This window comes from Allobosea sp. P2_A10, assembly GCF_056405115.1.
The window spans coordinates 1-10,688 of the sequence record NZ_JBFUCS010000037.1 but is presented as its reverse complement, the minus strand read 5'-3'; the positions used below and the strand labels follow the sequence as shown (position 1 = coordinate 10,688).

The 10,688-nt window shown below is 62.8% G+C and carries 14 protein-coding genes and 1 pseudogene; 5 read left to right on the top strand and 10 right to left on the bottom strand.

Going from position 1 to position 10,688, the window contains the following annotated elements:
* Window positions 1–165 (bottom strand): annotated as a pseudogene (locus AC1DZY_RS26125) (IS5/IS1182 family transposase); the annotation flags it as partial.
* Window positions 166–262: 97 nt separating this feature from the next.
* On the opposite strand from AC1DZY_RS26125, the gene AC1DZY_RS26120 reads away from it, so the two are divergent.
* Window positions 263–1,090, top strand: coding sequence for a hypothetical protein (locus AC1DZY_RS26120; RefSeq protein WP_476823072.1), 828 nt, complete (start codon window positions 263–265; stop codon window positions 1,088–1,090).
* A gap of 503 nt (window positions 1,091–1,593) precedes the next feature.
* Window positions 1,594–2,490, top strand: a complete 897-nt coding sequence (locus AC1DZY_RS26115) for an AbiTii domain-containing protein (protein ID WP_476823071.1) — start codon at window positions 1,594–1,596, stop codon at window positions 2,488–2,490.
* A 133-nt stretch (window positions 2,491–2,623) separates the two neighbouring features.
* On the opposite strand, the gene AC1DZY_RS26110 is transcribed toward AC1DZY_RS26115, so the two are convergent.
* Genes AC1DZY_RS26110 through AC1DZY_RS26095 form a run of 4 tightly spaced genes read right to left on the bottom strand, consistent with a single transcriptional unit; the run spans window position 2,624 to window position 3,679 of the window.
* Window positions 2,624–2,827 (bottom strand): hypothetical protein, encoded by a 204-nt coding sequence (locus AC1DZY_RS26110; protein ID WP_476823070.1) that lies wholly within the window; start codon window positions 2,825–2,827, stop codon window positions 2,624–2,626.
* Window positions 2,824–3,021 carry a hypothetical protein gene (locus tag AC1DZY_RS26105; protein ID WP_476823069.1) on the bottom strand — a complete coding sequence of 66 codons (198 nt, stop codon included), beginning with the start codon at window positions 3,019–3,021 and terminating at the stop codon, window positions 2,824–2,826. The genes AC1DZY_RS26110 and AC1DZY_RS26105 overlap by 4 nt, the downstream gene beginning before the upstream one ends.
* 11 nt (window positions 3,022–3,032) lie before the next feature.
* Window positions 3,033–3,245, bottom strand: coding sequence for a hypothetical protein (locus AC1DZY_RS26100; RefSeq protein ID WP_476823068.1), 213 nt, complete (start codon window positions 3,243–3,245; stop codon window positions 3,033–3,035).
* Window positions 3,242–3,679, bottom strand: a complete 438-nt coding sequence (locus AC1DZY_RS26095) for a DUF5681 domain-containing protein (protein ID WP_476823067.1) — start codon at window positions 3,677–3,679, stop codon at window positions 3,242–3,244. Before AC1DZY_RS26095 ends, AC1DZY_RS26100 begins: the two co-directional genes overlap by 4 nt.
* 109 nt (window positions 3,680–3,788) lie before the next feature.
* Between AC1DZY_RS26095 and AC1DZY_RS26090 the strand changes: the two genes are divergently transcribed.
* Window positions 3,789–4,139, top strand: coding sequence for a hypothetical protein (locus AC1DZY_RS26090; RefSeq protein ID WP_476823066.1), 351 nt, complete (start codon window positions 3,789–3,791; stop codon window positions 4,137–4,139).
* Here AC1DZY_RS26090 and AC1DZY_RS26085 read toward each other — a convergent pair.
* From AC1DZY_RS26085 to AC1DZY_RS26065, 5 genes are read right to left on the bottom strand one after another with little or no spacing between them, the layout of a single operon-like run.
* Window positions 4,127–6,214, bottom strand: a complete 2,088-nt coding sequence (locus AC1DZY_RS26085; protein ID WP_476823065.1) for a hypothetical protein — start codon at window positions 6,212–6,214, stop codon at window positions 4,127–4,129. The two genes, AC1DZY_RS26090 and AC1DZY_RS26085, sit on opposite strands and share 13 nt — an antisense overlap.
* A complete protein-coding gene (locus AC1DZY_RS26080; protein WP_476823064.1) occupies window positions 6,214–7,662 on the bottom strand; it encodes a hypothetical protein in 1,449 nt (482 codons plus the stop codon). Before AC1DZY_RS26080 ends, AC1DZY_RS26085 begins: the two co-directional genes overlap by 1 nt.
* Before the next feature lie 12 nt (window positions 7,663–7,674).
* A complete protein-coding gene (locus tag AC1DZY_RS26075; protein WP_476823063.1) occupies window positions 7,675–9,081 on the bottom strand; it encodes a tail fiber domain-containing protein in 1,407 nt (468 codons plus the stop codon).
* Complete coding sequence (locus AC1DZY_RS26070; RefSeq protein WP_476823062.1) at window positions 9,081–9,359, bottom strand: hypothetical protein; 279 nt, start codon at window positions 9,357–9,359, stop codon at window positions 9,081–9,083. The genes AC1DZY_RS26075 and AC1DZY_RS26070 overlap by 1 nt, the downstream gene beginning before the upstream one ends.
* Window positions 9,356–9,574: a hypothetical protein gene (locus tag AC1DZY_RS26065; RefSeq protein ID WP_476823061.1), complete on the bottom strand. Its 219-nt coding sequence runs from the start codon at window positions 9,572–9,574 to the stop codon at window positions 9,356–9,358. The genes AC1DZY_RS26070 and AC1DZY_RS26065 overlap by 4 nt, the downstream gene beginning before the upstream one ends.
* 150 nt (window positions 9,575–9,724) lie before the next feature.
* Between AC1DZY_RS26065 and AC1DZY_RS26060 the strand changes: the two genes are divergently transcribed.
* Both AC1DZY_RS26060 and AC1DZY_RS26055 read left to right on the top strand, forming a co-directional pair.
* A complete protein-coding gene (locus AC1DZY_RS26060) occupies window positions 9,725–9,979 on the top strand; it encodes a hypothetical protein (protein ID WP_476823060.1) in 255 nt (84 codons plus the stop codon).
* Window positions 9,979–10,233, top strand: a complete 255-nt coding sequence (locus AC1DZY_RS26055; protein WP_476823059.1) for a hypothetical protein — start codon at window positions 9,979–9,981, stop codon at window positions 10,231–10,233. The genes AC1DZY_RS26060 and AC1DZY_RS26055 overlap by 1 nt, the downstream gene beginning before the upstream one ends.
* The last annotated feature ends 455 nt before the right edge of the window (window positions 10,234–10,688 follow it).

Sequence of the window (10,688 nt, the reverse complement as noted above, 5' to 3'; positions counted from 1 at the left end):
GTCGAGCACCTCGCGAAGGTCGGTCGTCGGCTTGCGTCCGCGCTTCGGCACTGGCGGCAGAAACGGCGCGATGAAGCGCCACTCCTCATCCGTCAGATCAGTCGGGTAGCGCTTCGCGCGCTTCTCAAATCCAGCCATCCGGCCACGGCTCGCTCGAGTCCACATCCCAAGCTTGAATCACGCCGCAGCGGCCGCATCAACCCATTCTCAAACAGTCTCTTAGCGATCCCCTGTCTGACCGAATGTCCCCAAGGGGTTTGTCATGGCAACATGCTACGCGGTCGGTTGCCCGGGTATCGCCAATCCCGCATGGGATCCATCCCGATGCAATCGATGGGGGCCGGCTAATATCTTTCCGAAAGGCTTAATTGATTTCCTGCGCACGGTATACGACCGTGGCAGGGCGCAGCGGATCGCGAACGCCGACGAAATCTACACTTTTCTCTATGCTCCCGGTTCAAATACCGGCAACCAGTTTCCGACTATTGGACCCGACGCACAAACGGCAATGCGTTATCTGAACAATCAAATGTATCAGAGCAACCCGTTCAAAAAGATATACCTTAATATTCACCCTCAATTCATAAGATTTGTGTTCGACAAGCTGATTGTCGAAGCGCCCCGTTTCGGAAATGGCCTCCACAGTATGAAACGGAACACGGAAGCAGGTGCGGCCGTCCGTGCCGAGTCGATCGTCATCTACACGATGGACCAACAGACGACGGATCGCATCATCGGCATGATCTCGCGATGGCTGACGGTTGCACCCTATCAATTGCGACCGGATTTTTTCAGGCCGGCGCTTCCCCCCTCCGCGATGGCCGTGCATCCCGGCGGCCGGAATCTACCGGGCGTGGGCGTGGCGACGGAACGGAGCACGCGCACCAGTCACGGCTCACAGATTTCCAGCGTCATCTTCACCAGCGTGAATTACGTGCAGACGCAATGGCCGAACGGCTTCAACAGCCTGACTTTCCCGCAGTTCATTTGCGGCACGATCGATTTCATTCGCGCCGCCGGCATCGACCCGAGGCGGCCGTGGAACCTGACCGCAGGGTTCGACGCGAATGACCCATTTCGACAAATCTAAGACGGACAAAGCATTGAGCGACGGCGGCGATATCGAGTCTCCATCTTTCAAATGTCCCACTCGGGATCGGTGAAACGGGGGTTCGCGACGTGATCACCAACGTCAACCGCTCGCGTGGTGACCTCATCGGCAAAAGCCTCCAGCAGTTCCGATCATCTGCCCCGAGCCCTTTGCCACGCAGCACGCCGACCTTGCGCCAGCTTCTCTTTGCTGGAATGCTGCTGCTTATGCCCTCTTACGCGCTTGCGGCCGGCTGCGTGATCGATAGCACGCCATGCAGCGGCTGCGGCTGCAAGGGCGGCCCCGGCTATCGGCATGTGGCTTCAGGAAGCTGTGTCGGCTTCCGGGACATGACCAAGAAATGCGGCAATCCACCCGGAGCGGCCTGCGTTTTTGAGAACGCTCCAGGCACAGGCGCAAATCGCGAGTGCGCTTTAGGTGAGCGACGTGCGAAGCCCTAAGTTCGGAGCGCCAAGTGTAATTGAGTCCAACTGGGACATGCCATGAGCGGATTGATCATCGAGATACAGCGAGCAGCGCTTGATCCGGCAGTCAGGGTCGAGGACTTGCTGCGCCGAGTCAAGCTCGCAGCCGCGAAGCTCAGGCTCGGAGAACTGGAGGAGTGGGTCACTAGCGAGCTCAATGGTTACAAGGGGAATGTACCAGACTACCGCCGGGTCCGAGGGCAGGCTAAAGCGTGGAATCCATACAACGGATGGATCCCTATTGTTTACGGCGACAATGAAATCGCTGAAATCATCAATCAAGCAACGATTGGGCAGTCTATAGCCAGCTTGCGCGACCTAGCTGAAAGTTGCTCCGGCCATCTGCAGTTTCCCATGACACCTGCAATGATTAATATGATAAACGAACACTCAGAAGTCTCTTTTGGGACGATGGCTGTGATGCTTGGGCGCGCGTCTATCGTGGACATTCTTGATATTGTTCGAACTAAAGTGTTGGACTGGTCAATCGAGATGGAAAAGCGCGGCATAGCCGGCGATGGCCTGACGTTCGGCGCGGAAGAACAACGGAAGGCGCAAGCTGCTATGACGACGTTCAACATCGGAACGATAGGAAATTTCGCTGGGAACCTGGGATCAGGCAATCAATCTGGCAGCATAGGACTTCAAATTTCCAGCATCACAATGATGCAGCAGGCGACTGCGAAGATAAGGTCAAGCCTGGCGGATTTGAGCGCGAGTGGTGCAAATGGCGACGCTATCGGCCACGCACTTGATGCGATTGACGCGGAAATCCAGCAATCACAACCTGATGTCAGCAAACTCAGCGGCCTATGGTCGGATGCAAGGGCGGCGCTCAGTGGAGCCGCCGGTTCTTTGATCGCTGACGGAGCAATAGCGCTGATCGATCCTATCATTAGGCTACTGGGCGGCTGAAGGCCTTTCTTGATGTCTTGATTTCGGTTCAAACAGCCGTGTTGCGCGAGTATTTGCCCTGTAAAAACAGAAGCGCGTAGCTGCGGCTTCCAACGTCTCCCGCGTTCCCGCGATACGACTTCTCACGAGGGTGTTAGGCTCCCGCAGGCTCACATGGCTCCATCCACTGGATGATGACGAACAGATCTCGGTCGGTTGCCACGCCGGCCTCGATCATCGCCTTGATCTTGGCATCCATATCCTCGCCTGGGTTTTGAAACAGCGTGATCGAGCGCGAGGGCGGCGCGCGGACAGCCTCCAGCTTGGTCAGCCGCTGCTTCATCGTGCTGCGGTTCATGATGCTGTCCTGTAGACCGGGGGCGGCTCATAGATCGTCAGGAAGTGGATGAACTGGTCGTGGGTCGACGCTTGCCCACTCGCAATCATCGCCGCCTCCTCAGCCGCCATTTCCGAGCGATCAGTTCCGAAGATGGGATGCACGCGGCGGACAGCGGCCCGGGCGTTCTCCAGCTTCGCAAGTCGGCGTGCCATGGGAGAGTTGCTCATGCCGCCCCCCTTTCGCCCGGTGAGACGATGACGCGGAAGATGTGCAGGACGTTGCCGCTGCTGGCGTCGAAAATGGCCCGGATGCGGGCCTGCCGGGCGGCGTCATTCTCGGCCGCGATGATGTGCCTCTGCACGGTGCGAGCCGGGCTCATCGCGGCCAATTCGGTTTCCAGTCTGGCGATACGGCGGGACAGAGCAGGTGTCGTCATGGGCGCAGCCCCTCCAGTGCTTCGAGACGCTTGGCGAAATCGGTCACCTCGATCGCCCGAACATGGGCATCCACGAGCTTGCCCATCTCAGCCGCCTCGGCCGGGGTCAGTTCGCCGGTGGCCACCGCGTCCATGAGCGCACGGGTCGCGTTCGGAAGATCCGCCAGCGTGTCGATCGGCGGCAGTTCGAAGGTGACGGAGCGGTCCTTCCGAGGCGGGGCGAGGCGATCCATGCATAGACGCAGGGCCTGCATGTCGCCGCCCTTGGCCATCTCGATCGCCTTGCGTGTCAGTTCCTCGGCCTCGCCTTCCAGCAGCGCCTCAATGGCGAGCGTGGCCTTGTGGCGCGTACCCTTCGCCTTGCCTGCGGGGTTGCCCGACTGGCCCGGCTTGAACTTGCTCTCGCCCTGCTTTCGCTCTGCATTTGCAGGCATCAGACAAGCCTCGCCTGACGACGCCGTTGGTCGAGGCCGGAAAATTGCCAGATCATGGCCTTTGCCTTTTGCTTTGCCGTTTGGGGGCAGAGGGGCCATATTCGGAGGCGTGAGCACGCGCCCTGAATCGTCCCGTGGTGGAAAAATCGCTTACGCGGTTGCGGTTACTCTGCTGACGGTCGTCGTCATGACGGCCTGGGGGATTTTCATCCGGCCGTACACTGACGGCTTTTCCAACTGGCTCGCCGACTGGCTTGGAGCGGGGTGGGCTCTTGCGACCATTCTCGCCGTCGCCGGTCTAGCTGGCGCATATGGACTGTGGCCCCGCGCTGATGACCCTCCGCCGGTCGCGATCCGAAAACCGCTATGGTTCAAAATCATCGGCGGGTTTTTCTTCTGGTTGCCCATCGCAGGGCTGCTGTTCCTCGGCATTGCCCTTGGCCTCGCCTATCTGATCTGAAGGTTCTTCGGCGCGAGGCGGCTGGCGCGCTCGCCCTCAGAAGCCATCAGGATTTGCGCCAGGGTCTTGGCGCGGTTGCTGGCAACCGAGGCACGCTGTCCGCCCCGCGCATTGGACGCGAGCGCTTGAATCAGGATGTCGGTCTGCGGATAGGCCGGGCTGGTGAGCAGACGCGCCAGCTCCTTGTTGCGGTCGATGTCGCTCGCCTTCAGGACGGAGTTGTTCGCGGCCCTGAGCCCGCGAGCACCAACCGCCATCGCGGCCCCTGGCAGGCCGCCGACCGCGCTCGCCACAACTGTCTCGACATCGGCCGCCGTACCGCCCGTGCCTCGTGGGGCAACGTCACCTGCGGCGAAGGTCCGCTGCGCCGTCTGTGAGTTCTCGACCACCTTCTTGTAGGCGTCCCGGAAGGCGGCTTCGCGATCGACGGCATTGAAGACCCGGCCGGCTTCCGCGTCGCCGAACAGTTGCGCAAGCTTGGCGCGGTTCCAATCGCCGTCGCCCTTGACCGCCTGCTTCAGCGCGTCAAGGTCGTTGGCGCGCGTGCCTACCAGCCGATCAATCTCGGCCCGCGTCCCCTGCCGCATGCGGAACGCCGATCCGGACGGCCCGACCATCTCGCCGGCAGGCGTCACGGCGCGATTGATCTCGTCGGCCAGCTCGACAGGGCGCACCGCCGTCTTTCCGCCGTCGAGCACCTGAGAGCCGCGCTGCAAGCCTTCCGATTGGCGGGCCAGCTCCTGAAACCGAGCGTCAACGTTCTTGATGCCTGGGACGGCTGCCCGCAGATGGTCATCGACAGCCTGCCGCACGAACCCGAGCTGGCCGAGCACCTTTGTGTTCGTCTCGCCCTGCATCAGGCCGTCGATGGCCTGCCGGGTTTCGAAAAGAGCGCGGGGGTTCGGGTCCAGTTCCCGCGAGCCGGGGATATTGAGATAGCCGCGTGCCCTCGCCACGCCATCACGGGCCGGGCCACGCAAATCGACAAGCATCGTGTCGAGCGTGTCGGCAAGGCGTCTGGTATCGACCGCGCGCGCGCCTTGGAAAACCGGGCCGTAGCCCTCGCCTACCGCGTCCCGCGACGCAGCCAGCCCCGCTTCCACCTGAGAGGGGACCGGCGAGCGCCCGAGCGCGCCGTCCAGTTCCGAGGTCAGACGCTGGTTGGTTCCCTGATTTCGCGCCGCGAGGGGAGCGGTCACCATCTCGCGCGTGTCCGGTAGTACGGCCAGCCCTTGGGCTCGGCCCATGGTTGAAGGCGAGGCGTCCATCAGCATGGCGTCGGGGCCGAGTTCGGTGAGGCGCTGCCGGATGGCTGCCTCGCCGCCTGAGTTGGCGATGTCGTCAGCGAGCATCGTGGCGGCGTGCTTGGACACGCCGGGGACACCCGGCCGCAAAGCTTGCCCGGCAGCATTAATGCCGGCTCCGATAGCCTGGCCAACTGCTGGACCCGCCGCGCCAAAGCCGCCGCCCCAGGCAGCTCCGTTTCCGGCCCCCCGAAACCTTTCATCAACTGTGCCGTCCGTTCCTGCCCCGCCTTGAACAGCGCCAATGGCCGCGCCGGTCATCCCTGACGCGACCGAGCGCGTCGCGAGGTTTCTCCCGACGAGCCCAAGGGCCTTCGCGCCAAGCGCGGTCGTGACGCCATAGACGAGGCCGGGGATGACGCCGAGCGCTTCGCCAGCCGCGTAGGTCCAAGGGTTTGCCTCCTTGGCCACCCGGTTGTTGGTCTGCGTCTCTGCAAGCTGACGATCGAATTCCAGGCCGAAATCTTGCCCGCGTGCCTTTGCGAGCGCGCCTGCGCCCGTTGCATAGATCTCATCGCCCATGCCCAACGTCGCACCCTGGCCACCGCCACGGGCGAAGCTCTCCAGCATGCCGGGACGGGACGGGGCATGCGCAGCCGGCGGCATCTGCGACAGCATGCGCTCGATGTCCTCGGTCGGGAGAGACCGAAGGTCCATCGAAGGCGCGGGGGTGCTCTGAGCCGCCTGAGCCTGAGCGGGGGCCTGAGCCGTTTCATACTGCGAAAGCAGCCGCTGGATTTCCTCGGTCGGGAGGCTGGAAAGGTCGGCCATCAGTACTGCCCACCCATCGGATCGGTGTAGCGCTGCTGATCCTGCTGGGCCTGCATCTCCTGCTGCCGGCGCATCATCTCGGCCTGCAACATCTCGCGCGTGACGCCATCCGGCATTGAGGGAGCGGACTGCGGCGCGGGTGCACCCGGCGCACCTTGCCCCTGCTGAGCAGCGGCGATGTCCTGCTGCAAGGTCGCCGGCACCGGCGGGCCGACCGGTTCGTACTTGTCGAACGTGCCGAAGTCCGGAATGACATCGGCCGGGTTCATCCGGTTGCGCTCGACGATGCCACGGAACTGCTGCGCGTCCTGGTCGAACATCTGCTTGTAGGAGCCCATGCGACCATGGGCCTCCTGCATGATGGCCATGCGAGCTTCCGGACGCAGACGGCCCTCGCCCTGAATCGACCGGATCATGCCGTTGAGGCGGTCCCCCAGCCCCTGCGTATCATTGGCCAGAACGATTTCGCCTTCGCGGACCACAGAGCCGGGATCCATGATTTTTCCAAGGCCGTAGACCATGTTCAGGTCGGCAGCCTTCGTGTCGCGGCCGGCCGCTTCAAACATGGAGCGGTAGATCGGCGCGGCCTGAGCCATATTCTTGTAGGAAGGCAGACCCTGCACCTCCTTGCGCAGGCCGGTGATATCGTCGCCCTTGGGCGGCAACTGGCCGGCCGTCTGCGACTTCGACCATTCCTCGAAATAGGTCTTAGGATCGACGCCGGGCGGCGGGAGCGGGGCGCTGGCCGGATAGCCGCCGGCCGTGAACTGAGCGCGACGCGGGTCTTCCCCCTGCACGCCTTGTCCGGGCTGTCCCGCCGGCTGACCGGACTGCGCACCCGGCGAGCCGTTGGGACCGCTTCCCACCGGGGGCGGGCCAGCGCGAACGGGCGAAGCCCCGCTCCCGATTGGGGCGGCAGGCGCGGCGGGGACGCCGGTCGACGGCGCGCCATTCGGCTGGGAAATCGTACCCTTGCTTGTGTTGATGAAGCCGTACTGGGAACGGCCCATGAAGTCCTGGCCCGTGACGCCCCAGCTTTTGTCGTCGGGCTTGTTCGACCGTTCCGCCATCTGCTTCAGAAGCGATGAAGCAAGCTCCGGATTGACAAGGTGAATGCCCATGATCTGCGAGGCCTGAGCGTCGGTCATTCCCACCGAGCGGGCGTAGGCGCCCACCGACTGTGCCCCCGCTTTTTGCGCCTCGGCCTGCGATTGCGCCTCGCGGCCGTCCATGAACCCGCCAAGCGCCCCTGACAGCAATTTTGCGTAGCCATGCGCCTTCGAATAGATCGGCTCCTGCGTCGAAGCTGCTGCCGTTAAACGCTGGCCAGTGCCCATGCCAAATCCACCGGCCTGCGCCTTTTTGCGCGCGGCCAGCGCTTGGAGGAGAGGTGCGTCTGGTGACCCATCCGCCTTCAGACCAGTTGCCTGCGGGACAAATTCAATCATGTCGCGCTCCGATCATGCCGCGAGGGGAAGGGGTTGGCTGGCCAGCACGTAATCGACGAACTTGATGCCGCCGCGCTCCGTCACGGCGGCCGGGTTCACGAGTTCCACGTCCTGCGCCATGACACCGAGATATTCGCCGCTGTCCTCCGCGATGTATTCGAAGATGTAGAGCGGCAGCCCGTTGCGGAGCGAGCCCGCCGGTCGGATGTTCTTCTTGATCCGGCGATCCGAGCCGCCGAGCCCGAACAAGCCACCGATTGCCGAGCCCGCGAAGCCCTTGGTTCCGCCATTGAACAGCCCGCTTAGGGCTGAGCCGCCAAGCCCGAAAAGGCCGCCATTGGTCGATGCGTTCGCCTGCACCTCGGCCTGGTAGTTCTTTTGGTTGATGTCGGCCGACTTGTAGACGTAATCCCCGACAGGCGTGCCGGCGATGGTTCCCGCCTGATAGGGCGAAAACTGCGGCATGTTCACCTGGGACTGGCCAAGCAGCGCCGAAATCTCGTTGATCGGCGCATTGCGCTGCGTCATCAGCTCCTGAATGGACCGATCCCGCGACGTGCCTGCCGCGCCCAACTGTTGCAAGAGAAGCTGCTGCTGGAGCGCCTGCTCCTGCCCGCCCGCCGCTGTCACCGCAAGGCGCGCATCGGTGGACTGCCTGTTGGCGCTGTCCAGTTCGCGGTTGTACGCTTCCGATCCGCGACCAAAGCCCTGATTGGACAACTGCGTTTCGAGCGCCGAGCGATCCTGCTGAAGCTGCGGGTTGAGGCGCTGCAACAGAGCATCCTCGACCCTGCCCCGGCTGGCCGAGCCGTCATCGGATAGCAGCTTGGCGAGAACGTCCTTCGTATAATCGGGCACGCTGCCGAAATCGAGCGGCGTACCCAGCGACGACTCCAGCCGACCCGCCTGCGAATTGGCGATGTCGAGGAACTTCTGCTCAACGGAATTGGTCTTGTCGTATTTCGCCTGCTCCTGCGGCGACAGCGTGGTGATGCGCTCCCACTGCGGGATTTCGCGCGTCGTGACCGAAGGCTCATCGACCCAATGGCCGCCCGACGTGCCGTCGCTCCACGCCTGCCCGGTGCGGCTGTCGATGTAGCTGATCGGGTCGTTGCCGCCGCCTTCGCCGCTTCCGCCCCCGCCGCCGACCTGCTGCTTGAACTGCGGATCGTTGGGCTGGCCGGTGCCATCCGCGACCCACCGGCGCGTATTGGACTGGTTGCCATCCTTGTCGAGAACAGGCTCCGACAGCTTGTAGGAGCCGTTCTGATTGTAGCGCACCGATCCGAGCGGGCCAGTCTCGTTGGCATTGCCCAGCACCGTGTTGGCAACCGCCGTCGAGACGTTGGAACTCGTCTGTGCGCGGGCCGTGGCGTAGGGATCGGGAGCCGGGGCCGGAGAGGGTGAATCCTTGCCCATCAGGCTTTTCCTTCGCACTGGCTGATCTGGCGGTAAGCCTCGTAATGCTGGGCGGCCTCGCTCCAATACACGCCGACAAGCTTGAAGAGGTGATCGACCGTCTGGCCGTCCTGGGGGTTGAGGCGGAGCAGGCAGGACAGGTGCTCCAGACGAGCGACAGAAGCTGCAAGCGCAAAACCGCAAGCCATGAGGTGGACGCCGCCGGGCTGACTTGTTGGTGCCGTCGGATCAGGGGCGCGCATGTTCCACTCGGGCTCTTGAGATTGAGCGTTGCTCATGAGGCGGTCTTTTGAACGCCGCAGCCGGCAAGCTGAATACCAGCGAGTTGATCGCGCAGCATCGTGCGAACGACGCGGCTGATTTTGAGATTGCGGCGACGAGCCTCGGCCTCGATCGTCGCACGCAGATCGGGCTCCATGAAGAACCCGACATATTCCGTTTTGTTGACCCTGCTTCGGCGCATAGCGCAGCCTCCGATTTGAAGCGACATCATAGGCGTTTCTTAAAGAAAAGCAATTATATCAGATAGTTAGTTCATAGTCGTTCGTGGGCGTTCATAGGCGTCCGCTAGCTGTTGCACTGAATCCGGTTGACTCGTCGGCTGCGCATGTTCTTTCTTCGTTCTCAATGAGGGAGGCCAGCCATGTCGGCGCAACCAGCGGACCAACCAGCCGACGACGGATCGCTCGACGCCGAAATCACGGCTCTGATCGAAGACCTGATCGAAGAGCATGAGGGTTTCGAGCGGGCTGCGCTTCGTGCTCTGGCGCGCAGCTATCTTCTGCTCTTATCGGAAAGCGAGAGGCTCGCGGCGGACGCCGACCGCTCGTGCTCACGCGGTTATCTGCGAGGGCTGTTTTCGGAAGGCGCGCGGCCGGCCCCCGGTGAAGACGTGTGATGGTCCAGCGTTCCAAACGCAGCATGTCGCCGGGCAAGGCGCGTGAAATGCAAGCCGTGACCCGCGACTTTCACTCGACCGTAAGGCGATGGTGCGGAGAGATTCCGATCAGCAGTCAGATCTACATCGCCCTCGACGTGCTGAACTTCGCGCTGCACCTCGCCAACAGCCAGCTCAACACTGCTGCCGGCAGCAACGAGCCCGACAAGTTCGACGGCATGTATCGCATGGACATCGACGCAGGAGAGGACTGATGGCGCGGATGCGGGAGAGGATTCTGCAGTAGCTGTGTGGCTAGCGCCGGCGGCCACTCTCAAGCGGAACCTGCCCGTGCCCCCTAAGTTGCATAATGGCTCGCATCCTCTTCGTGAGCGGGCGGATCGTTGGCGTGGAAGCGGCCCATGTTGGCGATTGCAGCCGGTGCGGGCAGGCCGTCGGTGCGGAGTTAATCATCCTCGCCGGCGGCCACTCTCAGGCGGATTGCATGTGAGATCGCCTGCAATGTTGCCCCTGTGAGGGGCGCTTATCGCGTTGAAGGTTAGTCCCCCTGTTATTGGCTCTGGCTGATCCTTCCGGTTTTTCGGAAGGGTCCGGGGATGACGGGTGTGGAGACGATTGCGCGGATCCGTTTCGAGCATTTCCAGAACAGCAAGGGGATCAAGCGGATCGCGCGCGAGCTAGGCATTGCGCGCGACACGGTGCGCAAGGT

Excerpts from the sequence above, each read along its gene's own strand:
- AC1DZY_RS26120 (WP_476823072.1), top strand. The coding sequence starts at position 263 with ATGGCAACATGCTACGCGGTCGGTTGCCCGGGTATCGCCAATCCCGCA.
- AC1DZY_RS26115 (WP_476823071.1), top strand. The coding sequence starts at position 1,594 with ATGAGCGGATTGATCATCGAGATACAGCGAGCAGCGCTTGATCCGGCA.
- AC1DZY_RS26110 (WP_476823070.1), bottom strand. The coding sequence starts at position 2,827 with ATGAACCGCAGCACGATGAAGCAGCGGCTGACCAAGCTGGAGGCTGTC.
- AC1DZY_RS26105 (WP_476823069.1), bottom strand. The coding sequence starts at position 3,021 with ATGGCACGCCGACTTGCGAAGCTGGAGAACGCCCGGGCCGCTGTCCGC.
- AC1DZY_RS26100 (WP_476823068.1), bottom strand. The coding sequence starts at position 3,245 with ATGACGACACCTGCTCTGTCCCGCCGTATCGCCAGACTGGAAACCGAA.
- AC1DZY_RS26095 (WP_476823067.1), bottom strand. The coding sequence starts at position 3,679 with ATGCCTGCAAATGCAGAGCGAAAGCAGGGCGAGAGCAAGTTCAAGCCG.
- AC1DZY_RS26085 (WP_476823065.1), bottom strand. The coding sequence starts at position 6,214 with ATGGCCGACCTTTCCAGCCTCCCGACCGAGGAAATCCAGCGGCTGCTT.
- AC1DZY_RS26080 (WP_476823064.1), bottom strand. The coding sequence starts at position 7,662 with ATGATTGAATTTGTCCCGCAGGCAACTGGTCTGAAGGCGGATGGGTCA.
- AC1DZY_RS26075 (WP_476823063.1), bottom strand. The coding sequence starts at position 9,081 with ATGGGCAAGGATTCACCCTCTCCGGCCCCGGCTCCCGATCCCTACGCC.
- AC1DZY_RS26070 (WP_476823062.1), bottom strand. The coding sequence starts at position 9,359 with ATGAGCAACGCTCAATCTCAAGAGCCCGAGTGGAACATGCGCGCCCCT.
- AC1DZY_RS26065 (WP_476823061.1), bottom strand. The coding sequence starts at position 9,574 with ATGATGTCGCTTCAAATCGGAGGCTGCGCTATGCGCCGAAGCAGGGTC.
- AC1DZY_RS26060 (WP_476823060.1), top strand. The coding sequence starts at position 9,725 with ATGTCGGCGCAACCAGCGGACCAACCAGCCGACGACGGATCGCTCGAC.
- AC1DZY_RS26055 (WP_476823059.1), top strand. The coding sequence starts at position 9,979 with ATGGTCCAGCGTTCCAAACGCAGCATGTCGCCGGGCAAGGCGCGTGAA.